The 23,901-nt window shown below is 64.1% G+C and carries 22 protein-coding genes and 1 rRNA gene; 7 read left to right on the top strand and 16 right to left on the bottom strand.

Annotation, left to right across the window (positions count from 1 at the left end):
- Nucleotides 1–3: 3 nt before the first annotated feature.
- The 5 genes from ACWA13_RS07570 to ACWA13_RS07550 all read right to left on the bottom strand — a co-directional run bounded on the left by ACWA13_RS07570 (nucleotide 4) and on the right by ACWA13_RS07550 (nucleotide 5,342).
- Nucleotides 4–1,221 (bottom strand): pseudouridine synthase, encoded by a 1,218-nt coding sequence (locus tag ACWA13_RS07570; RefSeq protein ID WP_463937526.1) that lies wholly within the window; start codon nucleotides 1,219–1,221, stop codon nucleotides 4–6.
- Nucleotides 1,222–1,334: 113 nt separating this feature from the next.
- The gene (gene scpB / locus ACWA13_RS07565; RefSeq protein WP_463937525.1) at nucleotides 1,335–2,006 is read right to left on the bottom strand and encodes an SMC-Scp complex subunit ScpB; all 672 of its coding nucleotides are present in this window, start codon (nucleotides 2,004–2,006) and stop codon (nucleotides 1,335–1,337) included.
- Nucleotides 2,003–2,815 (bottom strand): segregation and condensation protein A, encoded by an 813-nt coding sequence (locus ACWA13_RS07560; RefSeq protein WP_463937524.1) that lies wholly within the window; start codon nucleotides 2,813–2,815, stop codon nucleotides 2,003–2,005. The genes scpB and ACWA13_RS07560 overlap by 4 nt, the downstream gene beginning before the upstream one ends.
- A 5-nt stretch (nucleotides 2,816–2,820) precedes the next feature.
- Nucleotides 2,821–3,720, bottom strand: a complete 900-nt coding sequence (locus ACWA13_RS07555) for a ParA family protein (protein ID WP_463937523.1) — start codon at nucleotides 3,718–3,720, stop codon at nucleotides 2,821–2,823.
- Between the two features lie 263 nt (nucleotides 3,721–3,983).
- Nucleotides 3,984–5,342 carry a cation:dicarboxylate symporter family transporter gene (locus ACWA13_RS07550; RefSeq protein ID WP_463937522.1) on the bottom strand — a complete coding sequence of 453 codons (1,359 nt, stop codon included), beginning with the start codon at nucleotides 5,340–5,342 and terminating at the stop codon, nucleotides 3,984–3,986.
- A 140-nt stretch (nucleotides 5,343–5,482) separates the two neighbouring features.
- Here ACWA13_RS07550 and ACWA13_RS07545 point away from each other — a divergent pair, with 140 nt between their 5' ends.
- The 6 genes from ACWA13_RS07545 (at nucleotide 5,483) to ACWA13_RS07520 (ending at nucleotide 12,222) form a co-directional block, all read left to right on the top strand.
- A complete protein-coding gene (locus ACWA13_RS07545) occupies nucleotides 5,483–7,159 on the top strand; it encodes a sensor histidine kinase (protein ID WP_463937521.1) in 1,677 nt (558 codons plus the stop codon).
- On the top strand, nucleotides 7,152–7,874 hold the full coding sequence (locus tag ACWA13_RS07540) for a response regulator (RefSeq protein ID WP_463937520.1): 723 nt from the start codon (nucleotides 7,152–7,154) through the stop codon (nucleotides 7,872–7,874). The genes ACWA13_RS07545 and ACWA13_RS07540 overlap by 8 nt, the downstream gene beginning before the upstream one ends.
- A 77-nt stretch (nucleotides 7,875–7,951) precedes the next feature.
- On the top strand, nucleotides 7,952–8,593 hold the full coding sequence (locus ACWA13_RS07535; protein ID WP_463937519.1) for a GntR family transcriptional regulator: 642 nt from the start codon (nucleotides 7,952–7,954) through the stop codon (nucleotides 8,591–8,593).
- Nucleotides 8,594–8,605: 12 nt separating this feature from the next.
- Nucleotides 8,606–10,126 (top strand): MmgE/PrpD family protein, encoded by a 1,521-nt coding sequence (locus ACWA13_RS07530; protein ID WP_463937518.1) that lies wholly within the window; start codon nucleotides 8,606–8,608, stop codon nucleotides 10,124–10,126.
- Nucleotides 10,127–11,032, top strand: coding sequence for a methylisocitrate lyase (gene prpB / locus ACWA13_RS07525; protein ID WP_463937517.1), 906 nt, complete (start codon nucleotides 10,127–10,129; stop codon nucleotides 11,030–11,032).
- A gap of 47 nt (nucleotides 11,033–11,079) precedes the next feature.
- Nucleotides 11,080–12,222: a bifunctional 2-methylcitrate synthase/citrate synthase gene (locus ACWA13_RS07520; protein WP_463937516.1), complete on the top strand. Its 1,143-nt coding sequence runs from the start codon at nucleotides 11,080–11,082 to the stop codon at nucleotides 12,220–12,222.
- A 20-nt stretch (nucleotides 12,223–12,242) separates the two neighbouring features.
- Here the strand turns inward: ACWA13_RS07520 and ACWA13_RS07515 are convergent, their stop codons facing one another.
- The 4 genes from ACWA13_RS07515 to ACWA13_RS07500 are packed head-to-tail and all read right to left on the bottom strand — an operon-like array spanning nucleotide 12,243 to nucleotide 16,124.
- Nucleotides 12,243–12,713, bottom strand: a complete 471-nt coding sequence (locus tag ACWA13_RS07515; protein ID WP_463937515.1) for an 8-oxo-dGTP diphosphatase — start codon at nucleotides 12,711–12,713, stop codon at nucleotides 12,243–12,245.
- Nucleotides 12,714–12,715: 2 nt separating this feature from the next.
- Complete coding sequence (gene xerD / locus ACWA13_RS07510; RefSeq protein WP_463937514.1) at nucleotides 12,716–13,678, bottom strand: site-specific tyrosine recombinase XerD; 963 nt, start codon at nucleotides 13,676–13,678, stop codon at nucleotides 12,716–12,718.
- Nucleotides 13,678–14,340 (bottom strand): NUDIX domain-containing protein, encoded by a 663-nt coding sequence (locus ACWA13_RS07505; protein WP_463937513.1) that lies wholly within the window; start codon nucleotides 14,338–14,340, stop codon nucleotides 13,678–13,680. Before ACWA13_RS07505 ends, xerD begins: the two co-directional genes overlap by 1 nt.
- 23 nt (nucleotides 14,341–14,363) lie before the next feature.
- Nucleotides 14,364–16,124 (bottom strand): CTP synthase, encoded by a 1,761-nt coding sequence (locus ACWA13_RS07500; RefSeq protein ID WP_463937512.1) that lies wholly within the window; start codon nucleotides 16,122–16,124, stop codon nucleotides 14,364–14,366.
- Between the two features lie 78 nt (nucleotides 16,125–16,202).
- Here ACWA13_RS07500 and ACWA13_RS07495 point away from each other — a divergent pair, with 78 nt between their 5' ends.
- The gene (locus ACWA13_RS07495) at nucleotides 16,203–16,715 is read left to right on the top strand and encodes a DUF2867 domain-containing protein (protein ID WP_463937511.1); all 513 of its coding nucleotides are present in this window, start codon (nucleotides 16,203–16,205) and stop codon (nucleotides 16,713–16,715) included.
- Between the two features lie 3 nt (nucleotides 16,716–16,718).
- On the opposite strand, the gene recN is transcribed toward ACWA13_RS07495, so the two are convergent.
- The 7 genes from recN to rrf all read right to left on the bottom strand — a co-directional run bounded on the left by recN (nucleotide 16,719) and on the right by rrf (nucleotide 23,775).
- Entirely contained in the window at nucleotides 16,719–18,458 is a 1,740-nt protein-coding gene (gene recN, locus ACWA13_RS07490) for a DNA repair protein RecN (RefSeq protein ID WP_463937510.1), read from the bottom strand.
- Nucleotides 18,459–18,461: 3 nt separating this feature from the next.
- Entirely contained in the window at nucleotides 18,462–19,484 is a 1,023-nt protein-coding gene (locus ACWA13_RS07485; protein WP_463937509.1) for an NAD kinase, read from the bottom strand.
- A 58-nt stretch (nucleotides 19,485–19,542) separates the two neighbouring features.
- Nucleotides 19,543–20,355 (bottom strand): TlyA family RNA methyltransferase, encoded by an 813-nt coding sequence (locus tag ACWA13_RS07480; protein WP_463937508.1) that lies wholly within the window; start codon nucleotides 20,353–20,355, stop codon nucleotides 19,543–19,545.
- A gap of 1 nt (nucleotide 20,356) precedes the next feature.
- Entirely contained in the window at nucleotides 20,357–20,623 is a 267-nt protein-coding gene (locus ACWA13_RS07475) for a hypothetical protein (protein WP_463937507.1), read from the bottom strand.
- A gap of 16 nt (nucleotides 20,624–20,639) precedes the next feature.
- Nucleotides 20,640–21,650: an HAD-IIA family hydrolase gene (locus tag ACWA13_RS07470; protein ID WP_463937506.1), complete on the bottom strand. Its 1,011-nt coding sequence runs from the start codon at nucleotides 21,648–21,650 to the stop codon at nucleotides 20,640–20,642.
- Nucleotides 21,651–21,655: 5 nt separating this feature from the next.
- Nucleotides 21,656–23,344 carry a hypothetical protein gene (locus ACWA13_RS07465; protein ID WP_463937505.1) on the bottom strand — a complete coding sequence of 563 codons (1,689 nt, stop codon included), beginning with the start codon at nucleotides 23,342–23,344 and terminating at the stop codon, nucleotides 21,656–21,658.
- A 314-nt stretch (nucleotides 23,345–23,658) separates the two neighbouring features.
- Nucleotides 23,659–23,775, bottom strand: a 5S ribosomal RNA gene (rrf, locus tag ACWA13_RS07460).
- Between the last annotated feature and the right edge of the window lie 126 nt (nucleotides 23,776–23,901).

The raw sequence follows: 23,901 nt of genomic DNA, 5'->3' as shown, positions 1-23,901 counted from the left end.
TCCTCAGAGCCCCACTGACGCCATCAGGTGGCCGACTTCCTGCCTGCCCAGGTTGCGGATGCTGCCCTGGCGCTGGTCGCCCAGGCCGATGGGACCGATCTTGACCCGGACCAAGCGGAGGACCGGGAATCCGACAGATTCGAACATTCGGCGGACGATCCGGTTCTTGCCGGAGTGCAGGACCACTTCGATCAGCACGTGGCCCGGAGTGGAGTCCACCAGCTTGAAGGAGTCCACGGTGGCAATGCCGTCTTCGAGCTCCACACCGGAGCGGAGCTGTGCTCCCACACCCTGCGGGAACGGACCCTTGACCTGGACCAGGTACGTCTTAGGTACCTCGTAGGAAGGGTGCGTGAGGCGGTTGGCGAGTTCGCCGTCGTTAGTCAGCAGGAGCAGACCTTCGGTGGCGACGTCCAAGCGGCCTACGTGGAAGAGACGCTCGCCGTGGGTGTTGCGCACAAAATCGCTGATGCACGGCCTGCCCTCGGGATCCTCCATGGTGGACACAACGCCCTTGGGCTTGTTGAAGACCATGTAGACGAGGCTCTCATCCAGCTGGATGCGAATGCCATCAACGTGGATCACGGCAGCGGTGGGATCCACGCGCATGCCGAGTTCGGTGACGACCTGGCCGTCAACCTCCACCCGGCCTTCAGCGATCATTTCCTCGCAGACGCGGCGTGATGCTACGCCGGCCTGGGCCATGACCTTCTGCAGGCGGACGCCGTCCTCATCATGGAGATCAGACTGCGGCACGGGACCCTGGGGTCCGCGCTTGCGGCTGGGCTTGCGCACCGGGCCAAGGTTCTGGCCGAACCGCTCGCCACCAAAGGCGCGCGTGCCAAACGTCTTGGCCGAGGCGGTACGCGGCTTAGGTGCGCCCGGAGTACCCGGAGCCTTGCCGGCACCCGGCTTCCCGGCACCTGCCTTGCGCACAGTGGAGCGGCCAGTGGCCGGCTTCCGGTTCGCCTGTTCAGCAGCCTCGGTCGGCTGCTCATCCGGATCGATAAAGCGTTCTTCGCGGGGCTTTGGCGCCCGCTGCGGGCGGCCTGAGCCGCCGAATCCTGCTCCGAATCCTTGGCCGGATCCTTGACTGCGTCCCGAGGCGCTGTTTCCCGAGCCGCGGCCTGCGCCGCCCTGCTGGGGGTTTCGAGAGTTTTGTCCGGAACCATTACGTCCCGAACCATTACGTGGTGAACCCTGGCGTCCCGCCTGTGTCATGACCCGTCCTTCGTTGATGATGCCTGGCAAAGGCTGTCCGGAAACAACCCTAGCCAGCCGCGCAGAATTCGTCTGCACGGTTGGTGAGTAAATTCGCAGGCAGGATTCCCCGCCTACATGGTTCCGGCGTCGTAAAACTCGTCGATTCCTTCCAACCCCGGCAAATGGGGCGAAAGGTGCGGCAAATCGGCAACCGAACCGATTCCCATTCTTTCAAGAAAATAGGAGGTGGTCCGGTACAGGACCGCACCGGACTCAGGATCATTTCCCGAATCTTCGATCAGTCCGCGCTGGGTCAGCGTCCGCACGACGGAGTCAACATTGACACCACGAATCGCAGACACCCTGGCCCTCGATACCGGTTGCCGGTAGGCAATCACCGCCAGTGTCTCCAGTGCCGCCTGTGTCAGCCTTGCTGTTTGCCCTTCAAGGACAAAACGGCCAACGACGTCGGAGAATTCGGCGCGTGAATACAGTCGCCAACCGCCGGCTATGTTCCGCAATTCGAAACCCCGGGGGCCGGTTCCTGATCCGGCGGAGCCTGATTCCCTGGTGTTACGGGGGCCACCGCCGTCGGAATCCGTATCCGGGGCTTTAACAGTATAGCCGTCATACTCCCCCTGCAGTTCCGCCAGCAGTTCCTCCACCACCGGAATGGTCAGCTGCAGGCCCGCGGCAAGTTCCGCCGCGGTGGCCGGCTGGTCCAGGACCATCAGCACCGCCTCCAGGGCAGCCTTCCGGCCGCCGGGCAGATCCTCCAGCTGATCCACGGCCTCTTCCGTCATGGCTGCTCCTCAAACTCTTCACTCAGGTTGCCGCTGCTCCACTCATCCGGCCCGGCGCTCCAGCGCACCGTCAGCTCGCCGAGCGGCTGGATCTGGTCAAACGCCACAGCCTTGTCCCGATACATTTCCAGCAAGGCCAGGAACCGGGCCACCACCACCAGGGTGGACTCGGCGTCGGCGATCAGGGTCCGGAAGGACAGCGCGCCGGACTGCTGGAGCAGCAGGCCCAGGATCTCGGCCTGCTCGCGGACGCTGACGTTGCCGCCGTGGAGGTGTGCGATGCCGACCTCGGTGGGCGCAGGCTCCTTGGGTTCCAGCGCCTTCCGGGCCAGGTCCGCAAATTGTTCGGGCGTGTGCCGCCACACAAGCTCCGGCAGCATCGCCGCGAATTGCTCCTCGAGAGCAACCTGCCGCGGGTACCGGGCGGCCTCCTCTTCCAGGGTCCGGGCCATCATGGCCGCGATTTCCTTGAAGGCCTTGTATTGCAGGAGCCGCGCGAACAGCAGGTCCCTGGCTTCGAGGAGGGCTATGTCCTCCTCGTTTTCCACCTCACCGGCCGGAAGCAGCCTGGCGGCCTTGAGGTCCAGCAGGGTTGCCGCGATGACCAGGAACTCGCTGGCCTCATCCAGCGCCCACTCCTCGCCCAGCTTCTGGAAGCGGCGGATGTACTGGATGAATTCATCAGTCACGGTGGCGATGGCCACTTCCGTGATGTCCAGCTCATGCTTGGCGATCAGGCCGAGGAGTAAATCGAAGGGGCCGGTGAAGTTTGCCAGCCGGACTTCGAAACCGGCTTTGGTTCCAGCCACTGCCCCTACGGCGCGCCGCCGCGCGAGATGAGTTCCTTGGCCAGGCGGCGGTAGGCGTCGGCACCGATGTGGTTGCCCGCGTAGCTGGTGATGGGTTCGGCGGCGACGGTTGCGTCGGCGAACTTGATGGACCGCTTGATGACTGTCTCGAAGACCTTATCCCCGAAGGCTTCCACCAGGCGGGTGATGACCTCGCGGCTGTGCAGGGTGCGGGCGTCGTACATGGTAGCCAGGACCCCGTCCACCTGAAGGCGCGGGTTGAGCCGGTCCTGGACTTTATCGATGGTCTCCACCAGCAGGGCAACGGCCCGGAGCGCAAAGAATTCGCAGATCAGCGGGATGATCACGCCGTGGGCTGCGGTCAGCGCATTGACCGTGAGCAGGCCAAGGGAGGGCTGGCAGTCGATGAGGACGACGTCGTAATCATCTTCAACCTTCTTCAAGGCACGGTCCAGGACCTGCTCGCGGGCTACCTCGTTGACCAGCTGCACCTCGGCCGCGGAGAGGTCGATGTTGGCGGGCAACAGGTCCACATTCTCGACGCCGGTCTGCTGAATGGCGTCCCGGATGTCCACCTTGCGGTCCATCAGGACGTTGTAGACGGTCAGATCCAGCTCATGCGGGTTGGCGCCGAGTCCGGCAGAGAGGGCGCCCTGGGGATCGAAGTCAACCAGCAGGACGCGCCGGCCGTACTCAGCAAGGGCAGCAGCGAGATTAATCGTGGACGTGGTTTTACCCACTCCACCCTTCTGGTTGACCATGGCAATCACCCTGGCCGGACCGTGCGAAGCCAGAGGCGCGGGCTCGGGGAACTCCCTGTAGGGGCGTCCGGTGGGGCCCATAACGGACTCTTCCAGATCGGTTTCCGTGCCTTCCAGAGTTGCTGAACCCTGTTCGCTGCTCACGTATCTATCCACACTTTCGATGACGGCGATTATCTTGCTGGCTGAGTGCCGCTGGATGTCCAGCGCCGATCCTGCTTTCAACCAAGGCTACAGCGCCCGACACGGTATTCGGGGGAACTTGACTTGGCCGGACTTTTGAGCCTTTACCCTCTAGTAGAGGTCGAAGGTTACTTCCCCAGGAACGGCAGAACCGCCCATGCACGGGACCTGTGCACGGGCGGTTCTACTGGTTCAATTGGAGGGATTTGCCCCCGGTGAGTCTGCTAGACGCCTACCCGGACGGGTTCGTCGGTCGAGGTGGAAGTGGCCTGCGCAGGAGCGGGTTCGCCGTGGCCGGCAATCATGGTCTGCTCGTCGAAAGGAATCTCGCCGGACAGCACCCGGGTGACCTGTCCGCCGTCGATCTCCTTGACCCAGGTGCCCACCAGCACGGTGGCCACGGCATTGCCCGTGAAGTTGGTGAGGGCGCGGGCCTCTGACATGAACCGGTCGATGCCGACGATCATGCCTACACCGCCCAGGAGTTCGGGCTTGTGGGCCTGCAGGCCGGCAGCCAGGGTGGCGAGGCCTGCACCGGTAACACCGGCAGCACCCTTGGACGCAATGATCATAAAGATCAGCAGCGACAGTTGGGCACCGAGATCCAGCGGGGTACCCATGGCGTTGGCCACAAAGAGGGAAGCCATGGTCAGGTAGATCGCCGTGCCATCCAGGTTGAAGGAGTAACCGGTAGGCACGGTAACGCCGACTACAGGCTTGGAGACGCCCAGGTGCTCCATCTTGGCAATGAGCCGGGGCAGTGCGGCCTCCGAGGATGAGGTGGAGAAGATGAGCAGGTATTCGCGGCCCAGGTACTTCATCAGCTTGAAGATGTTGACGCCGGAGACAACCTTGAGCAATCCGCCCAGAATGATGACGATGAACAGGGCGCAGGTGATGTAGAAGGCGGCCATCAGGGTGAACATGCTGACGATGGCCTGGAAGCCGGTGGCTCCGACGACGGCTGCGATGGCACCGAAGGCACCAACCGGGGCGAGCCACATGATCATGATGAGGATCCGGAAGACCAGGACCTGTCCATGGCTGATGGCCTTGAGGATGGGAGCACCCTGCGGCCCCATCTTCTGCAGGGCGAAGCCTACGAGGAGTGCCGCGAAGAGTGTGGGCAGGACCGGAATGTCCCCGGGGATGATGCCGAGGAGGAAGGCGACGGTGCTGTCCACTTCCGCCTTCTTGGAGGGATCATAGGGAGCAAGCTTGAGGCCCTCGCCCGGGTGGATCAGGTTGCCCACCACCAGGCCGATGCCGAGCGCGAACGTGGACATGATGATGAAGTAGCCCAGCGCCAGTCCGCCAACCTTGCCCACGGTTGCCGCCTTGGCGATGGAGCCGATACCCAGGACGATGGTGCAGAAGATGATCGGCGCGATCATCATCTTGATGAGCTTGATGAACCCGTCGCCCAGGGGCTTGAGGGATTTTCCTACCTCGGGGAACATCAGGCCGATGACGGCGCCGAGGATAACGGCGGCGATGACGGCGATGTAAAGGTAGTGGGATTTGTCAATGCCTTTGCGTGCTGCTTTGGCAGGCGCGGCTGACTCTCCTCGTTGAGAAGCCATGGTGTGTCTCCTTATGGATAGTCTGGTGGACGCTGCCGCACAGTCTCTGGGCGCATCACGTCGGTCCGATGTGATATCCATCATTGGGCACGACGTGACACGGCTCACTGTTGCGTTCATATTGGTCATGGGAGGTACTGATGATCCACCGCTGGAGCATCGCCCGTCGCTTGTTTGTGGCCAACCTGCTCGTTGTCCTCGTGTTCACGGTTGTGGTGGGTGCAGCCACGTTCGTGGACGCCCGCGACCACGCCTACCGGGAGGCAGGGCGCCGGATGGCGGGCGTGGCAGCCGCTGTAGCCGCGAATCCACTGGTGCTCCAACAGGCCACCGATTCGCCGGATCCGTCGGCAGCGCTACAGCCATACGCCCTCAAGGTGATGGCAGGGGCAGGAGCTGATTTCGTCACCATCATGGCTCCGGACCGCACCCGGTGGACCCATCCCCGGGAGGAGGAACTGGGCAAGCCCTATATTGGTTCCATTGATGCGGCCCTTGAAGGCCAGGTGTTTACCGAGGTCACGGCAGGAACCCTGGGCCCGTCCGTGCGCACAATCGCCCCCGTGACGGATGCCGCCGGAAACATAAGGGCCCTCGTGGCAGCCGGCATCACGGTGCGCACAGTGGATGTTGCCCTCTCCAGCCGGCTGCCGGCGTTGCTGGCAATCAGTCTGGCGCTCCTCATTGGCGGGTCGCTGGCCGCCTGGCTCCTGGGCCGCTATCTGAACCGGGTCACCCGTGGATGGGGGCCTGAACAACTTGCCCAGCTCTTTGCCTACTACGAATCCGTGCTGCATTCGGTCCGGGAGGGGCTCATCCTCGTTGACACCCGGGGCAGGGTGGTGATGTACAACGACCAGGCGGCCGAACTGCTGGGACTCCCGCCCCATAATTCGGGCGGCAATCCAGTCCACCCCCAGCCACTTGCCGAGCTGCCGCTGGCCGCCAGCCTCAGAGAACTTTTTGAATCCGGGCGTGTAGCCCACGACGAAATCCACCTCACCGGCCCGCGGATCGTGGTGGTCAACCAGGGCCCGGCTGTTGGGCCCGACTCCCCCGGCGGACGCCGCCCGGCCGCTTATGGCACGGTCGCAACCCTCCGCGACCGGACCGAGATCGAGTCATTGGGCAGCGAACTGGAAACCATGAGGACGCTCTCCGACGCCCTCCGGGCCCAGACCCACGAGCATGCCAACCGGCTTCACACCATGGTGTCCCTGCTTGAGCTGGGCCGCACCCGGGAAGCCCTGGAGTTTGCCACCCAAGACCTGGAACTCAGCCAACAACTCACCGACGAAATGCTTAGCTCAGTAGACGAACCCGTCCTCAGCGCGCTGATCATGGGCAAGGCGTCCGAAGCCAACGAACGAGGCGTGAAACTGACCCTGCACACTGAAGGAACAGCCTCCGTTTCCGGCCTGGCGGTACAGGACCTGGTGACCATCCTTGGCAACCTGCTGGACAACGCCATTGATTCCGCCGCCGAAGGTCCACTCCCCCGGAGGGTGGAGCTCACCGTGGAATCTGACGACGAAGGCCTGGACCTTGGTGTCCACGATTCGGGCCCCGCCATCGATCCCCGGGAAGTGGACAACATCCTGAGGCACGGCTACAGCACCAAGTCCGTGCCGACGTCGGGCACCAAGGGAACGGGCGGCCGCGGGATTGGCCTGGCCCTGGTCCGGCAGGCCGTCCAGCGGCTGGGCGGCACGCTGACCATCAACGGGGTCCGCGGCATTAAGTTCCAGGTCTTCCTGCCGGCCCGTGCAGGCCGAACCCAACCTCAACGGCAGCAACAGGAGAACCAGCATGGGTGACATCCGCGTCCTCGTCGTTGAGGACGAAGCCGTCGCCGCGGCGGCCCATGCTGCCTACATCGGCCGGCTTGAGGGCTTTATGCTGGCAGGCACGGCACCGGACGGACAATCCGCTTTGCGCCTGTTGACCGAGTTCTCCACGGCAGGCTCACCGGTGGACCTGGTGTTGCTGGATATGAACCTGCCGGACCTCCATGGCCTGGACATCGCCCGGCGGATGCGCTCGGCCGGGCTCTTCGCGGACATCATTGCCATCACAGCTGTCCGCGAACTGAACATCGTGCGCAGCGCCGTTTCCATTGGCGTTGTGCAGTACCTCATCAAGCCGTTCACCTTCGCTGCCTTCGCCGACAAACTCACCAGCTACCGGGCCTTCCGCGAGCAACTTGCAGGATCCATGACCGGCGCATCCAGGGGCGGGGCCTCACAAAGCGACGTTGACCAGGCCTTCGCAAGCCTCCGGGCCCCCACCGACCTGCCTCTGCCCAAGGGCCTTTCCCAGTCCACCCTGGAGGCCGTCAGCAATTACCTCAAGCAGCAGGGGGCGCCGGTCTCGGCCAGCGAGGTCATGGGGCCGCTGGGTATGTCACGGGTGACTGCGCGCCGGTACCTGGAGTACCTGGCCGATGCCGGTATTGCCACCAGAGCGCCGCGCTACGGCACGCCGGGACGCCCGGAGAACGAATACGGCTGGAATCGGCCCACAGCACAGTAGAGGCACCGATGTATACACAGGTAGCTAATCAATAAACTTTTACCCGCTGAGGGACCAGCTGTGTATACACTGAAGGCATGCGAGCCAGTGACCGCGCCTACAATGTCCTCCGCGAGGACATCATTGAGTGGCGTTTGCGGCCGGGCACCGTCCTGGCAGAAGTCGAACAGTCCGAACGGCTCGGCGTCTCACGCACTCCCCTGCGGGAGGCACTGAGCCGGCTCAGCGCTGAAGGATTGACGACGGCTGCCGGTGGCCGCGGCGTCGTGGTCACCGATATTTCACTGGAGGACATCGACGAACTCTTTGAGCTCCGCGAAACACTGGAGTGCAAGGCGGCAGCCCTGGCCGCCCAGCGCGGCGACAGCGCCGTCTTCGAGCAACTCCGCAAGCAGCTCCTTGAGGCGCCGTCCTTGCTGGGTGAAGGCGATCCGGGCCGGCACAGCTACTACACCCTGGTGGCCGGACTTGATGCTGCCATTGACGACGCCATTGGCAACGCGTATCTGGTCCAGGCGATGCGGAGCCTGCGGGTACACCTGGTCCGGGTCCGCCGGCTGGCCGCTGATGATCCTAAGCGCTTGCTGCACGCCGCTGCGGAACACGCCGCGATCGCCGACGCCATCGCCCTGAAAAATCCGGCGTTGGCCCAGGCTGCCACCACTTTGCACCTCCACCGAAGCCTCAGCCACGTCAAAGCCACCCATTTGCCTCACTAAGAAGGAATTCCCATGGTTAAGCTCCACCACGTCCGCGTTTACAAGAGCGAAGAAAAGCTCCCCCGCGAAGAGCAACTGGCCCACAAGATCGCCGCCGTCGCCGTCGACGATGTTGCTGTTACGCCGGAGGTCACCGAAATGGTGATCAACCGCATCATCGACAACGCCTCCGTTGCAATCGCTTCGCTAAACCGCGGCCCCATCGTCGCCGCCCGCGCCCAGGCACAGGCCCACGGCCCCAGCACCGGCGGCGCGGGCGCCAAGGTGTTCGGCATCGGCGAGCGCGTCTCGCCCGAATGGGCAGCGTGGGCGAACGGCGTGGCCGTCCGTGAACTGGATTACCACGACACCTTCCTGGCGGCAGATTACTCGCACCCGGGAGACAACATCCCGCCCATCCTGGCCGTTGCCCAGCACCGCGGCTCCAGCGGAGCGGAACTGATCCGCGGCATTGCCACCGGCTACGAGATCCAGGTGAACCTGGTCAAGGCGATTTGCCTCCACAAACACAAGATCGACCATGTTGCCCACCTTGGCCCCTCAGCTGCTGCCGGCATCGGCACCCTCCTGGGCCTCGACGTCGAGACCATCTTCCAGGCGGTAGGGCAGGCGCTGCACACCACCACGGCCACCAGGCAGTCCCGGAAGGGTGAGATCTCCACCTGGAAGGCCCACGCCCCCGCCTTTGCCGGCAAGATGGCCGTTGAGTCAGTGGACCGTGCCATGCGCGGCCAGACCTCCCCGGTGCCGATCTACGAAGGCGAGGATGGTGTGATCGCCTGGCTCCTGGATGGTCCGGATGCCTCCTACGAAGTTCCGCTGCCCGGTCCTGGCGAAGCCAAGCGGGCCATTATGGACACGTACACCAAAGAGCATTCCGCCGAGTACCAGGCCCAGGCCTGGATCGACCTGGCCCGCAAGCTCCACCGTGAGCATCCCGAGGCCACCGACCCGGCCAATGTGGCGTCCGTCCTGATCAAGACCAGCCACCACACGCACTACGTCATCGGCTCCGGCGCCAACGACCCGCAGAAATACGATCCCACTGCCAGCCGCGAAACGCTGGACCACTCCATCCCCTATATCTTTACAGTGGCCCTGCAGGACGGTTCCTGGCACCACGTGGATTCCTACTCCCCCGGGCGCGCCCGCCGCGCCGACACCGTGGAACTCTGGCACAAGGTCACTACCGAAGAGGACGCCGAGTGGACGCGCCGCTACCACTCGCTGGACATCAGCGAAAAGGCGTTCGGCGGTTCCGTACACATCACCCTGACCGACGGAACGGTCATCACGGACCAGATTGCCGTCGCCGACGCTCACCCGTTGGGGGCCCGGCCCTTCGCCCGGGAACAGTACGTCAACAAGTTCCGCACTTTGGCTGCGGGGCTGGTGGACGAGGTTGAGATCAACAGGTTCCTCGCCGCCGTCGAACGCCTCCCGGAGCTGGCCGCCGGGGAACTGGACCAGCTGAACATCACTGCCGCGGACGGCGTGATCGATCCCGCCGCCGGGCCGAAGGGGCTGTTCTAAATGTTGTACTCGACCACCACACCGGAGCAGAAGCGCATCAAACTCCGGGAGCTCCTCGCCTCCGGCACCATCGCGCAGTTCCCCGGTGCCTTCAACCCCCTCTCCGCCCGGCTCATCGAAGAAAAGGGCTTTTCCGGCGTGTACATATCCGGCGCCGTCCTGGCCAACGACCTGGGCCTGCCGGACATTGGACTGACCACACTCACCGAAGTAGCCCAGCGTGCAGGGCAGATCGCCCGGATGACGGAGCTGCCCGCCCTCGTTGACGCCGACACCGGATTCGGCGAACCGATGAACGTGGCCCGAAGCATTCAGGAACTCGAGAATGCCGGATTGGCCGGCTGCCACATTGAGGACCAGTTCAATCCCAAGCGCTGCGGGCACCTGGACGGCAAAAACGTGGTGGACGACGACACTGCCGTGAAACGTATCCGGGCCGCAGCAGATGCCCGGCGGGATCCGAACTTCCTCATTATGGCCCGCACAGATATCCGTGCCGTGGAAGGCCTCCACGCGGCGCAGGAGCGTGCCCGTGCCCTGGTGGATGCCGGCGCGGACGCGATCTTCCCGGAAGCGATGAAGGACCTGTCAGAGTTCAAAGCCATCCGTGACGCCGTGGATGTGCCGATCCTGGCCAACATGACCGAGTTCGGCAAGAGCGATCTCTTTACAGTGGACCAGTTGCAGGACGTCGGGGTGAACCTGGTGATTTACCCGGTAACCCTGCTCCGTAGTGCTATGGGCGCAGCCGAGCGTACGCTGGATTCCATCAAGGCAGACGGCACCCAGCAAGCCCAGGTGCCGGCAATGCTGACCCGGACACGGCTCTACGAACTGGTTGACTACGAGGCCTATAACCGCTTCGACAGCGGGATTTTCAACTTCCGCATTCCGGGAAAGTACTAGCAGCGTTATCACCACCCCTCCACAATCAGGAACGAAGGAGTTTCACAATGGCTGATGAAGAGATCCGCAAAGGCCTTGCCGGTGTGATAGCTGACTACACAGCTGTATCCAAGGTCAATCCCGAAACCAACTCGCTGCTCTACCGCGGCTACCCCGTCCAGGAGCTGGCAGCCAGCTGCAGCTTTGAGGAGGTGGCGTACCTCCTTTGGCACGGCGAGCTTCCCACGGACGCCGAACTGGCAGACTTCACTGCCCGCGAGCGCGGGGCCCGGGCATTGGATCCGGTGCTCAAGCAGGTTATTGACGCACTTCCAACGACGTCACACCCCATGGACGTCTGCCGCACAGCAGCCTCGGTCCTGGGCGCCCGCCACGCGTTGGCCGAGGATTCCTCGGTGGAAGCAAACCTGACAAAGGCCATTGACCTTTTCGCCGCAATGCCGGCTGTCGTAGCCTACGACCAGCGTCGCCGCCACGGACAAGAACCCGTTGCTGCCCGCGATGATCTGGACTACTCCGCCAACTTTCTGTGGATGACGTTCGGGGAAGAAGCCGTGCCGGAAGTGGTGGAGGCCTTCAACGTCTCCATGATCCTTTACGCCGAGCACTCCTTTAATGCCTCCACCTTCACGGCAAGGGTGGTGACATCCACCCTCTCGGACCTCCATTCTGCGGTGACGGCAGCCATCGGCGCACTCAAGGGCCCACTGCACGGTGGCGCCAATGAAGCGGTGATGCACACCTTCGACGAGATCGGCATCAGGTCCAGCGAATCACGCGAAGAAGCCGCCGCACGTGCTAAGGCATGGATGGAGGCAGCGCTTGAAGCCAAGAAGAAGGTGATGGGCTTCGGGCACCGCGTCTACAAACACGGGGATTCACGGGTACCCACCATGAAGGCCGCATTGGACAAGATGATCGCCTATTACGGACGGCCGGAACTGTTGGGTCTGTACGACGGCCTCGAGGCGGCCATGGACGAGGCGAAAGCCATCAAGCCAAACCTTGACTACCCGGCCGGTCCCACCTATCACCTGATGGGCTTCGATACGCCCACGTTCACACCGCTGTTCGTGGCCAGCCGTATCACGGGCTGGACCGCCCACATCATGGAGCAACAGGCGTCCAACTCGCTGATCCGGCCGTTGAGTGCCTACAACGGGCCCGACGAGCGGCACCTAGACCGGTAGGACTACAAAAAGATACATGCTCAGCGCTGGGTGAAGGAGCGGACCGTTTCGTTGTCGTCGTTCAGGGTCACGGTGACGTCCAACAGTTGCCCGCCCAGTGCCAGGGGTAGCCAGCGGCCCGCATCCTGCCACATGTCCGCCAAAGGCAAGGCGCCGACGTCGAACCATTCCGGGCGGATCTCACCGCTTTCCCTGGGTTCGCCGCTCCAGCGGCGGGCCACGAAAAGTCTGGTGGACATGTTCCATTCTGGCCTGGCCGGGAAATCGAAGAGCACCAGCCCGGCATCTTCAAGGTCGCGCTCCAGGACCACCACGCCGGATTCTTCGAACACCTCGCGGCAGGCTGCCTGTGCATCACTTTCTCCGGGCTCCACGTGCCCGCCCAGCCCTACGATCTTGCCGCTCCCAAAGCCGGTCTTTTTCATGCCCAGGAGTACCTGCCCGGACTCAGGGCTGCCGCGCAGCAGGAAGCAGAGGGTGACAGCTGCCATGCCTACCCCAACGCCCGCGGGTGGGCGGCGGCATAGATTTCACGCAGGGTGTCCGCGGTGACCAGGGTGTAGACCTGCGTGGTGGTCACCGACGCGTGGCCCAGCAGTTCCTGGACCACGCGGACATCTGCTCCGCCTTCCAGGAGGTGGGTGGCGAAAGAGTGGCGAAGTGTGTGCGGGGAGACATCCTTGGTGATGTTCGCCTTCTCCGCCGCAGCCTTCAGGATGGTCCAGGCACTCTGCCGACTGATCCGCCCGCCGCGGGCGTTGAGGAACAGGGCGGGGGTGCCTTTCCCCTTGGCGGCCAGTTGCGGGCGGCCGCGTACCAGATAGGCTTCCAAGGCCCGTGCCCCATAGGATCCCAAGGGCACCAGCCGCTCCTTGGATCCCTTGCCGAACAGCCGGACCACGGCAGGACCGGGTTCATCGCCAGCCAGGCTGAGATCGTCGATATCGAGCCCCACACCTTCACTGATACGGGCACCGGTGGAATAAAGGAATTCCAGCAGCGCCCGGTCGCGCAGGCCTGTGGGAGTATCCACGCCGCATGCTTCCAGGATGCGTGTGACTTCGGAAACGCTGATGGCTTTGGGCAGCCGTTTTCCAGGCATGGGCGGATGGACGTCGCTGGCCGGGTCGGTTGGAGTCAGTCCTTCCAGCGCCCAGAACTTGTGAAGCCCACGGACGGCGACCACAGTCCTTGCCGCGGAGCGCACCCCCAGGGCTGTTCCGCCGTCGGAACCGTCGGAAAGCGCCTGGACAAAACCCGTGACGTGGTGCCGGGTGATGTGGGCCGGTTCAGTACAGCCTTCCGCCTGCAGATAGGCAGCATAGCGGGCAAGATCGCGGCGGTACGCGGACAGGGTATTAGCGGCCAGGCCCCGTTCCACGCCCATGTGTTGGAGGTAGTCCCCCACCGCGTCTTGTACGGCAGTCCGCACTGCCGCCGGTGCCACACCCGTCATCAGCGCTGCTTAGGGTGTGCAGGCCAAGGGGCATCGGCCGGGCGCAGGTCCCGGTAACCATTGGAGCGTGCGGCGGCCGCCGCAAGGATTCCGACGACGGCGGACGGGTTATGCAGCTGCCCCGCCAGCACGGCCGCGACGGCGTCGTCGAGGTTTATCCAGTGGAACTCGATCTCCGCTTCCTCCTCCGTCCGCTCATGGCGTTCATGATGAGGAATGTCCGTAAGGTCCCGGGCCAGGTAGATACGGATGGCCTCGCTGGACGAGCCTGGCGAGTTGAAAAAATCCGCCAGCACGTGCCAGGTGCCGGCAGCGATGTCCGCTTCCTCAGCCAGTTCACGGGCAGCACCCACGACGAAGTTTTCGCCTTCAATGTCCAGCAGGCCGGCAGGAATCTCCCAGAGGTCCATGCCCACCGGGTGGCGGTACTGCCTCAGCAGCAGGATCTGACCGGCGTCGTTCATGGGCAGTACAGCCACAGCGCCGGGGTGGTCGATGAAATCGCGGGTCAGCACCGCGGAGTCCTCGCTGAGCTGGAAGTCCTCGCTCACGACGTCCCAGATCCGGCCCTCGTAGACCTTCCGGGAAGACACCAGACGGCGCGGACTCGGCGCATCCAAAACCAGCCGTTCAGAAGAAGCGGTTTCAGAATTACCGGGCATCGCGCCGTCCTTTATTGTGGTGTCTACTTGGCAGCAGCCGCGCGGGACTTCCCCGCGGCAGCCGGCTCAATTGCCGGCGTGGCCGGCACCTTCTGATGGTCCAGGGCGGCCTTGACCAGCCCGGTGAAGAGCGGATGGGGGCGCGTGGGGCGCGAGCTCAGTTCCGGGTGGGCCTGGGTGGCCACATAGTACGGGTGGACCTCCCGCGGCAGCTCAACGTACTCCACCAGCTTGCCGTCGGGCGACGTGCCGGAGAAGACCAGGCCCTCCGCGGCAATCTGGTCACGGTACTTGTTGTTGACCTCGTAGCGGTGGCGGTGACGCTCGCTGGCCGTGGTGGTGCCGTAGGTTTCCGCGACGACCGATCCGGCGTCCAGCTTGGCTTCGTAGAGCCCCAGACGCATGGTGCCGCCGAGGTCTCCCTTGCCTTCAACGATGTCCAGCTGCTCTTCCATCGTGGCGATCACCGGGTACTTGGAATCCGGCTCGAACTCGGAAGAGGACGCGCCTTCCAGGCCCACCACGTTACGGGCGTATTCGATGACCATGCACTGCAGGCCCAGGCACAGGCCCAGTACCGGAAGCTTGCTTTCACGCGCAAATTTCAGTGCGCCAAGCTTGCCTTCAAGGCCGCGGATACCGAATCCGCCGGGAACACAGATAGCGTCGACGCCAGCGAGGGACTTCACGGCGCCTTCATGGGTTTCGCACTCGTCTGACGGGACCCAGCGGATGCCGACTTTGGTGTCGTTGGCGAAACCGCCGGCGCGCAGGGCCTCGGTCACGGACAGGTAGGCGTCCGGGAGGTCGATGTACTTGCCGACCAAAGCGATTTCCACGTGGTGCTTGGGGTTGTGGACTGCTTCGAGGAGCTTGTCCCAGCTGGTCCAGTCAACGTCCTTGAACGGCAGGTCCAGGGCGCGGACGATGTAGGAGTCCAGGCCCTGGGAGTGCAGGGTTTTGGGGATGTCGTAGATGCTCGGGGCATCGGCCGCATTTACGACGGCGTCGACATCGACGTCACACATCCGGCCGATCTTTTCGCGCATGGCGTCCGGCACTTCGCGGTCCGAGCGGATGACGATCGCCTCGGGCTGGATGCCGATGGAGCGCAGTGCAGCTACGGAGTGCTGGGTGGGCTTGGTTTTCAGTTCCTGGGAGGGGCCGATGTACGGCACCAGGGAAACGTGGAGAAAGAAAACGTTGCCGCGGCCGATGTCCTGGCGGACCTGGCGGGCAGACTCGAGGAATGGCTGGGACTCGATGTCCCCCACCGTTCCGCCGATCTCGGTGATGATGACGTCCGGCGCGTTCTTTGCCTCGGCCGGCAGCCGCATCCGCCGCTTGATTTCATCGGTGATGTGCGGGATGACCTGGACGGTGTCGCCGAGGTATTCACCTCGCCGTTCCTTGGCGATGACAGTCGAGTACACCTGGCCGGTGGTGACGTTCGCGGATCCTTCAAGGTTTTCGTCGAGGAAGCGCTCGTAATGCCCAATGTCCAGGTCAGTCTCGGCACCGTCGTCGGTAACGAAGACTTCACCGTGCTGGAAGGGGTTCATCGTGCCCGGATCCACGTTCAGGTAGGGATCGAGCTTTTGCATAGTTACAGACAAGCCGCGTGCCCGCAGGAGGTGGCCGAGGCTTGAAGCCGTCAGTCCCTTACCGAGCGAGGACGCCACACCACCGGTGACGAAGATGTGTTTGGTCGTCTTGGAGGAGCCCGGGAACCGGGAATTTACACGGGAATTTGATCGCTGCACCACGGAATTCGAGCTTATCATCAATTGAGCCTTCCACTGGCCGTGCGGGAGATTTCCCAAATGATTCAGTGTGCCGGGCGCGAGGGCTAGGATCAAGGGGTGACCACGCCTCGAGTGCCAAACCCGGCCCCGGACGCTGACAAGGAACCTCTACCGGCGTTTCGTTCCTTGGCGTTTTGGGACATCCCCGAACCGGACTATGCGGATGTGATTGTCCGGCCAGTGCCTGCCGAAGCGCAGGCCGTGCCATCCGACCCGGAACTCTGGGCGGAGACCATTTTTTCTTTGCGGACCATGCCTCGGTGGGTTCTCGCGCTCCTGGGGCTCCGCGAGGCCGTGGTGGGGTTGGTCGGCATCAAGCGGGCCGTCCCGGACACCTTTGATGTTGTCCGGGTCCAAGGCGATGAAGCGCTGCTCAGTACCGACGAAAACCATCTGGATTTCCGCTGCGGTGTGGCTTTCGACGCCGGAACCCGACTTCTGCGCGTCACCACGGTCGTGCGCCTGAAAGGTTGGCGGGGCCGCCTCTACTTCCTTCCGGTACGCCTGCTCCACCCCCTGGTGGTGAACGCCATGATGGCGCGCGCCATCCGCGCCCTGACGACTGTGTAGCACTCAAGCCCGTTGCGGCAGCAGTTTCGCGTCGTCCAGCAGCTCCTGCGCATGGGCCTGCGCCGATTCAGAATCCTCCTGCCCAGCCAGCATCCTGGCCAGCTCCCTGACCCGTTCAACGCCATTAAGCAGCCGGACGTCACTGGACGTGAACCCGGTGGCGGTGTCGCCGTCGGCTCCCCTGACGGAAGTCTTGGTGACGGTAATGTGCTGGTCCGCGAACGCTGCGACCTGCGGGAGGTGGGTAACCACCAGGACCTGCACGTGCTGTGCCAGCATGGCCAGCCTGCGGCCGATTTCGACGGCGGCACGTCCGCCAACGCCGGCGTCAACCTCGTCGAAAACGAAGGTGGGTACGGGATCCACGGCAGCCAGCACCACTTCGATCGCGAGCATCACCCGGGACAGCTCACCCCCGGAAGCGCCCTTACCCAACGGCCTTGCCGGTGCACCTGAGTGCGGCTGGAGGAGGAAGGTGATCTCGTCGGCACCATGGGGTCCAAGCTGTGCGGCGGCGTCAAGGTTGATGACGAGCGTAGCGTCGGCCATCGCCAGGGCCTTCAGCTCCGCGCTTACCCGGGAGGCGAGGTCCTTGGCTGCCTTGGCCCGGATTTTGCTGATGGCTGCCGACTGCTTCTGCAATTCGGCTTCCATGCGGACCACTTCGGCTTCCAGGGACTCGATCCTGGTGGAATCGTCCTGCAGCTCATCGAAACGGACGCGGGCATTTTCCGCCCAGATCAGCACTTCATCGATGCTCGGCGCGTACTTGCGGACCAGCTTGGCGAGGGCGGCCCGGCGGTCCTCGATTTCGGCAAGGCGCTCCGGCCCTTCTGAATCCAGTCCGGCCTGGTAGCTGGCGAGTTCAGTTGCGATGTCGTTGAGCAGGAAGCCGACTTCCGCCAGCCGGCCAGCCGCCGAACCCAGCTCGGCATCGTGTTCGGCCACGTGTTCCAGGGTCCGTTTAGCTGCGTCCACCAGGGTGGTGGCGTCGCCTGCATCGCCAAAGTCCTCCGCGATCAATGCCTGATGTGCAGTGTTGGCAGCGATTCTGAGCTCTTCCACATTGGCCAGCTTCACGGCTTCGGCCTTGAGGGACTCGTCCTCCCCCGGCTGCGGATCCACCTCGTCGATCTCGGCGAGGGCGATCTCCAGTGACTCCGCCTCGCGAAGCCTGTCCCGGGCCGCGCTACGCAGGGTGTCCAGCTCCGTCTGGCTGGACTTCCATTGGCCGTACAGGGCCTGGTAGGCGGACAACGGGCCGCTCAAGGCCTCGCCGGCGAACTTGTCCAGGGCGCCGCGCTGGGCAACTGCGCCCTTCAGCCGGATCTGGTCTGACTGGCCGTGGACCACCACCAGCGTCTCGCCGATCTCGGCCAGGACGCCTACGGGCGCTGCCCGCCCGCCCAGGAAGGCGCGGCTGCGGCCATCGGCGCCAAGGCGCCTGGCGAGAATCAGCTCGGCGCCGCCGTCGAACTCTTCCACCTCGGCGCCGGCATCCACTGCCCGCACCACGGCGGGGTGCCCGGCGTCGAGCTTCACCACGGCCTCAGCATTGGCGCTCTTGGCGCCACTCCGGACGGCGCCGGCGTCCGCCCTGGCCCCCAGGAGGAGACCGACGGCGGTTACCACCATGGTTTTGCCGGCACCGGTCTCGCCGGTAACCACGCTCAGGCCAGGGCCAAGCGGGAGGGTGGCATCGGTAATAACGCCGAGATCACGGATTCGCAGTTCTTCAAGCATGGGTCACTGTGCTTTCGGAGGGTCAGTTTCTGCTGGCAGGTCAGTGTGGGGCGTTGGCAGCGGCGGCATGGGCCTGGGCGTCCGGATGACCGGAACAGGCCCGGTGTGGACAGCCTCAGTCTGGGCTACCGGTCCGCGCCAGCCGTGGATAGGCAGTTCAAATTTGCGGACCAGGCGGCCGGAGAACGGCGTCTGGTGGGTGCGGGCCAGCCGGACGGGTGTGTTCGACTTAGTGACCTCTACGCGCGAGCCCGGCGGCAGGTCCACAGAGCGGCGGCCGTCGCACCACAGGACGCCCCACGCGTCCGTGCGGTTCAGCACTTCCACTGCCAATCGGGAGCGGGGCGAAACGACCAGCGGTTTGGCAAAAAGGGCATGCGCGCTGATGGGAACTATGACGAGGGCCTCCACCTCGGGCCAGACTACGGGCCCGCCAGCAGAGAAGGCGTAGGCGGTTGACCCGGTGGGCGTGGCCAGGACCACGCCGTCACAGCCGAAGGAGGTCAGCGGGCGTTCATCGACTTCCGTGACCACCTCCAGCATCCGTTCCCTGTTGCCCTTCTCGATGGCAGCCTCGTTCAGCGCCCAGGTGTGCCAGATTTTGCTGCCCCGCACCCAGACCTGTACGTCGATGGTCATACGTTCTTCAACCGTGTATTCGCGGCGCGCAATCCACTCAACAGTTTGCGCCAGGTCCGCCCGCTCGCTCTCCGCCAGGAAGCCCACATGGCCCAGGTTCACGCCAAGCAACGGAACATCCACTTCGCGGACCAGTTCGGCTGCGCGGAGGATGGTGCCATCGCCGCCGAGGACCATCACCAGCTCGACGTCAGGCAGCTGGACATGATCGTGGAGGACTTCAACCGGTTGTTCAAGCTGGCCGAAAAAGCGCACCATGTCATCCAGTTCGGAATCCTGCATCACGGGCACAATCCCGAAGGCATGCAGCTGCACACAGGCCTCCCACGCGGCCTTCAAGGATTCCTCCCGGCCGGTATGGGCAAGGATCAGTACTCGCCTGCTCATCGCTTCGCTCTCTTGTGGGTTGTCGGTGGAATCAGGACTGCTTTCGGAGCTGTTGCTTTCAGGACTGCTGCCAGACCTGTCCAAGCAGAGTGGCAATGGCCGCCTCCCGCTCCTCGATCTTAGGCACCCCGTGAGACATCCGGCGCTTTATCCACAGGAAGAATTCGACGTTTCCGTCCTGGCCGGGCAGCGGACTGGCTGCCAGTGCCTTCAACTCGAGTCCGGCGTCGAGTGCTGCATTGGCCACCTTCTCCACCGCCATCCGGCGTTCGCGTTCCGACGTGACCACGCCGGTCCGCCCCAGGCGGTCCTTGCCTATCTCGAACTGCGGCTTGACCATCAGCACCAGGTCTCCCCCGGGTTCGGTGCTCAGCCCAAGCGGAAGCATCACCAACGTCAGTGAGATAAAGGACAGGTCCGCGACTGTAAGTGCGGCCGGCCCGCCGATGTCCTCGGCGTTCATATACCGGACATTGAGGCCTTCATGGACGGCGACGCGGGGATCTTCCCGGAGCTGGGGCACCAGCTGGCCATGCCCGACGTCGACAGCCACCACGTGGGCTGCACCGCGCCGGAGCAGTACCTCAGTGAAGCCCCCGGTTGAGGCCCCGGCATCCAGGCAGCGCTTGCCGGCCACTTCGATGCTCGAAAAGGTGTCCAGCGCGCCGGCCAGTTTGTGGCCGGCGCGGCTGACGTAGGAATCGGTCTCATCAGCGGCAACTGTGATGCTTCGCTCATCATCGACCTGCAGGGACGGCTTGGAGAGGACCTGGCCGTGCGAGCTCACCTTGCCCTCCGCGATGAGGGCTGCCGCGTGAGTCCGGGAACGGGCGAGTCCCCGGCCCACCAGCGCCTGATCCAGACGGGCCACGTCAGCGCCCGCCCGGACGGGGTGCGTTGTCCGTTGTTGTCGTGCCCGGGTTGCCGGGAGCGTCATCGTTCAACGCTGAAAGCAAGGCGTCATGGATGGCAACAAACCGCTCAGGGTGATCGGCCACGGGGAGGTCCGGGATGTCCTGGACCAACTCGACGGCCCTGGCTACAACCTGATCCTGGCCGACTGCTGGATTTTGCCCTTGAATGTCCAGGTCCGGCCAGGCGGGTTCAGCCTCGACGGCAGGATGGAACAGGTAAGTCATTGCTCCAGTCTAGTGACTATGCCGTGGCCAACCGGTCATTGACGGGAGCCGTCCAGGCGACCTTGGGCACGGCCTGTTCGGCGGAATGGGGGTTTGCTGCCCACCATGCACCGCAGGCGGCACGCCAGGAGTCAAGGTCCTCGGTGGAGCCTGCGATGGTGACTGTGCCGTCGCTGACACTGGCGGATGCGGCACCACAACGGAACAACCCGTCGTCGTCCGTTACGTCCGGATAAGGACGGTAGAGATCGGTGAGGTTCCTCAGCAGGTAGGTCGGCCGTTCGGCAGTTTTCGCGGCGAGAATGGATTCGCGCGTGTCGACGCCGGTCAGGACCGCTGCCGTGGCGAAGCCCGCCCGGTTGCCGCCCAGGATGTCTGTGTCCAGTCGGTCGCCCACCACCAGCGGGCGTTTGGCGGCGAGCCGCTGGGCGGCAGTGTGGAACAGCGGCGCCTCGGGCTTGCCCGCCACGGTGGGAGTGACGCCGGTTGCTGCAGCGACAGCGGCCACCAGGGTTCCGTTACCCGGTGCAATCCCCCGCGCCTGGGGAATGGACATATCGGTGTTGGTCGCCACCCACGCTGCCCCTGCAGAAATGACGTAAGCAGCCTCCGCCAGGTCCTTCCAGCCGATGTCCGGATTGAAGCCCTGCACTACGGCCACCGGATCCTCTGCCTGGCTGTGCACCGGACAAAGGCCAACGAGTTCAACTTCATGGGCAAGCGCAGCACTGCCAGTGACCAGCACCGGCGAACCTGGAGGCAGCATGGAGGCCAGCAATGCTGCGGCAGCCTGCGAGGAGCTGACCACCTGATGGTCTTCGGCTGGCGCCCCAAGCTCCCGCAGGTGGGCAGCTACCTGGGCCGGGGACCTGGAGGCGTTATTGGTGACATACCCGAGGCCTATTCCATACCCGGCCAGGCCCTGCAACGAATCGATCGCTCCGGGTATGGCATGCGGCCCGGCGTAGACAACACCGTCAAGGTCCGCGAGGACGGCATCAAAACCTGAAATCAGCGCGCCTGCCATCCGGGTTAGTCTTCCTTGTCCTGGAGGTCTGCGTTTTCGCCTTCTTCGAGTTCGTCCCGTTCCAAAGAATCTTCGTCCGACTCCAGGTCGTAGGATTCGAACGCGTCCGCATCGGCGTCATCGGCATGGTCGCCGAGTTCATGCCGTGCTTCGTGGGCCTTGGGGGCCTCGGCTCCCACCTGAACCTGGGCAGGCGCCGGAGCTGCAACGGCCGCAGCGGGCGCGGGGTTAGAAGTCGCGGACGGCACCGCAGCCAGGCGGCGGCGGCGTTCCTTCTCTTCGCGTTCCTCTTCCTCCTGGTCCCAACCGAGGTCCATGATTTCCGGCTCCTCGTCGACATCGACGCCAAGGGCGTTTTCTGCAACGGCTGCCTGCTTCTCCCAGCGCACGGCTTCCTCTGCCCGGCCGGCGGCAGTCAGCGCGTTGGCATAGGCGCGGAAGAGACGGGGACTGTACGAGAACGCACGGTTGATGTCCAGCTGCGGAATTTCCAGCTCGGCGACGGCGGCGTCCAGCTGCCCGAGATCCGAGCGTGCACCGGATGCCACAATGGCGAGTTCAACCTTGCCCGGAGCATCCAGGTCCTTGGCCTCTTCGGAGCGGGCCACATCCAGGGCACGGTCCGGGCGGCCCAGCCCACGTTCGCAGTCGGCCATCACGGGAAGGTGCACATTGGAGCCGCTGATCCGGCGGTAGGTACGGAACTCGCGAAGCGCTTCACCGTAGTGTCCGGCGGCGTAAGCGGTCAGGCCAACGGCTTCGCGCACAACGGCCAGGCGGCCGCCACGACGGCTCGCAGCCAGTGCGTGCTGGAATGAGAGCTCGGGCTCGATGTCAATCAGGCGGCCGGCCATCACGAGGTGCCTGGCAACCCATTCGGCGCTGGTGCCTTCGAGTGTCTTAATCTGGTGCTGGGTGGCACGGTCAAGCTCCTTGCCCGTTACGTCCTCGTCGATCTCAGGAGAACGCTCGCGGTCCGGCCGGTTGGAACTGCGCAGATCCGCTGCGTTGGGGACCCGCATGGGACGCGATTCACTACGATCCGAACCGAACTGTCGCGGCCCACGGTCGTTGCGGTCGCCGCGGTTGTCCCTGTCACCAAAGGAACGACGTTCGCCATCACCTTCGCGACGGGGACGGTCGCCAAAAGGCCTGCGGTTGTCACGGCTGTCGCGGTCGCCGAAAGGCTTGCGGTCGCCGCCGCCCTCACGCTGCGGACGGTCACTGAAGGATCGGCGCTCACCGCCACGGCTGTCGCGGTCACCGAAAGATTTGCGGTCGCCGCCGCCTTCACGCTGGGGACGGTCGCCGTAAGGCTTGCGCTCACCGCGGTTGTCGCGGTCACCAAAAGGCTTACGCTCACCGCGGTTGTCGCGGTCACCAAAAGGCTTACGCTCCCCGCCGCCTTCACGCTGGGGACGATCACCGAAGGACTTACGCTCACCGCGGTTGTCGCGGTCGCCAAAAGGCTTACGCTCCCCGCCGCCCTCACGCTGGGGACGATCACCGAACGACTTACGCTCACCGTCACCTTCACGGCGCGGGCGTCCTGCCTGTCCGCCACCATCGCGGTCACGGTCACGGAATCCCCGCGGCTGTCCGCCGGAGTTGTTGGGACCTCGGAAGGCACCACCATGGGGCCGGCGCTCGTTCCCGGAATTCGCGCCTTTGTTGCCGCCGTCGTGCTCAGCCATGATGGATTCCTCCTGTTGTGAGCCGACCGCAGGCATCTGGTGCAGCCGTCCTCATCATTATGTTGTTATTCCTACTGGGCCTGGATCCAGCATTCTTTCACAGGCCCAAACGTCTCATTCAATTCTAGGCGAGAGCCCGTCAGGCCATCACCGTCCAACCCAGCCACCAGGCCTGTTATCCAGCGGCGTCGTGTGTTTTTGGGCACGGTGGTAGCGTCTGGCGTCTGGGCCTTGGGTTGTTTGTGTTTGCGGGTGTGGTGGTGTTAAAGGGGTCAGGCCCCGACACGTGGTGTCGGGGCCTGAGCCTAGTGTTTGTCCGGCGGTGACCTACTCTCCCACACCCTCCCGGGTGCAGTACCATCGGCGCTGTGGGTCTTAGCTTCCGGGTTCGGAATGGGACCGGGCGTTTCCCCCACGCTATGACCGCCGTAACCCTTGTACCCGTCACCCCTTGTTGGGGGTGTGGGAAGTCTGGTGTTACAACTTGTGGTGTTGTTATTTTGTTGTTGGTTCCTGTGCAACGTGCCCGTGGTGCGGGTTTGTTGTTTGGGAACCAC

The organism is Pseudarthrobacter sp. TRD_SC_9 (genome assembly GCF_055361265.1).
Note: the sequence above shows the minus strand (reverse complement) of the source record. Positions and strands in the feature narration are given on the sequence as shown.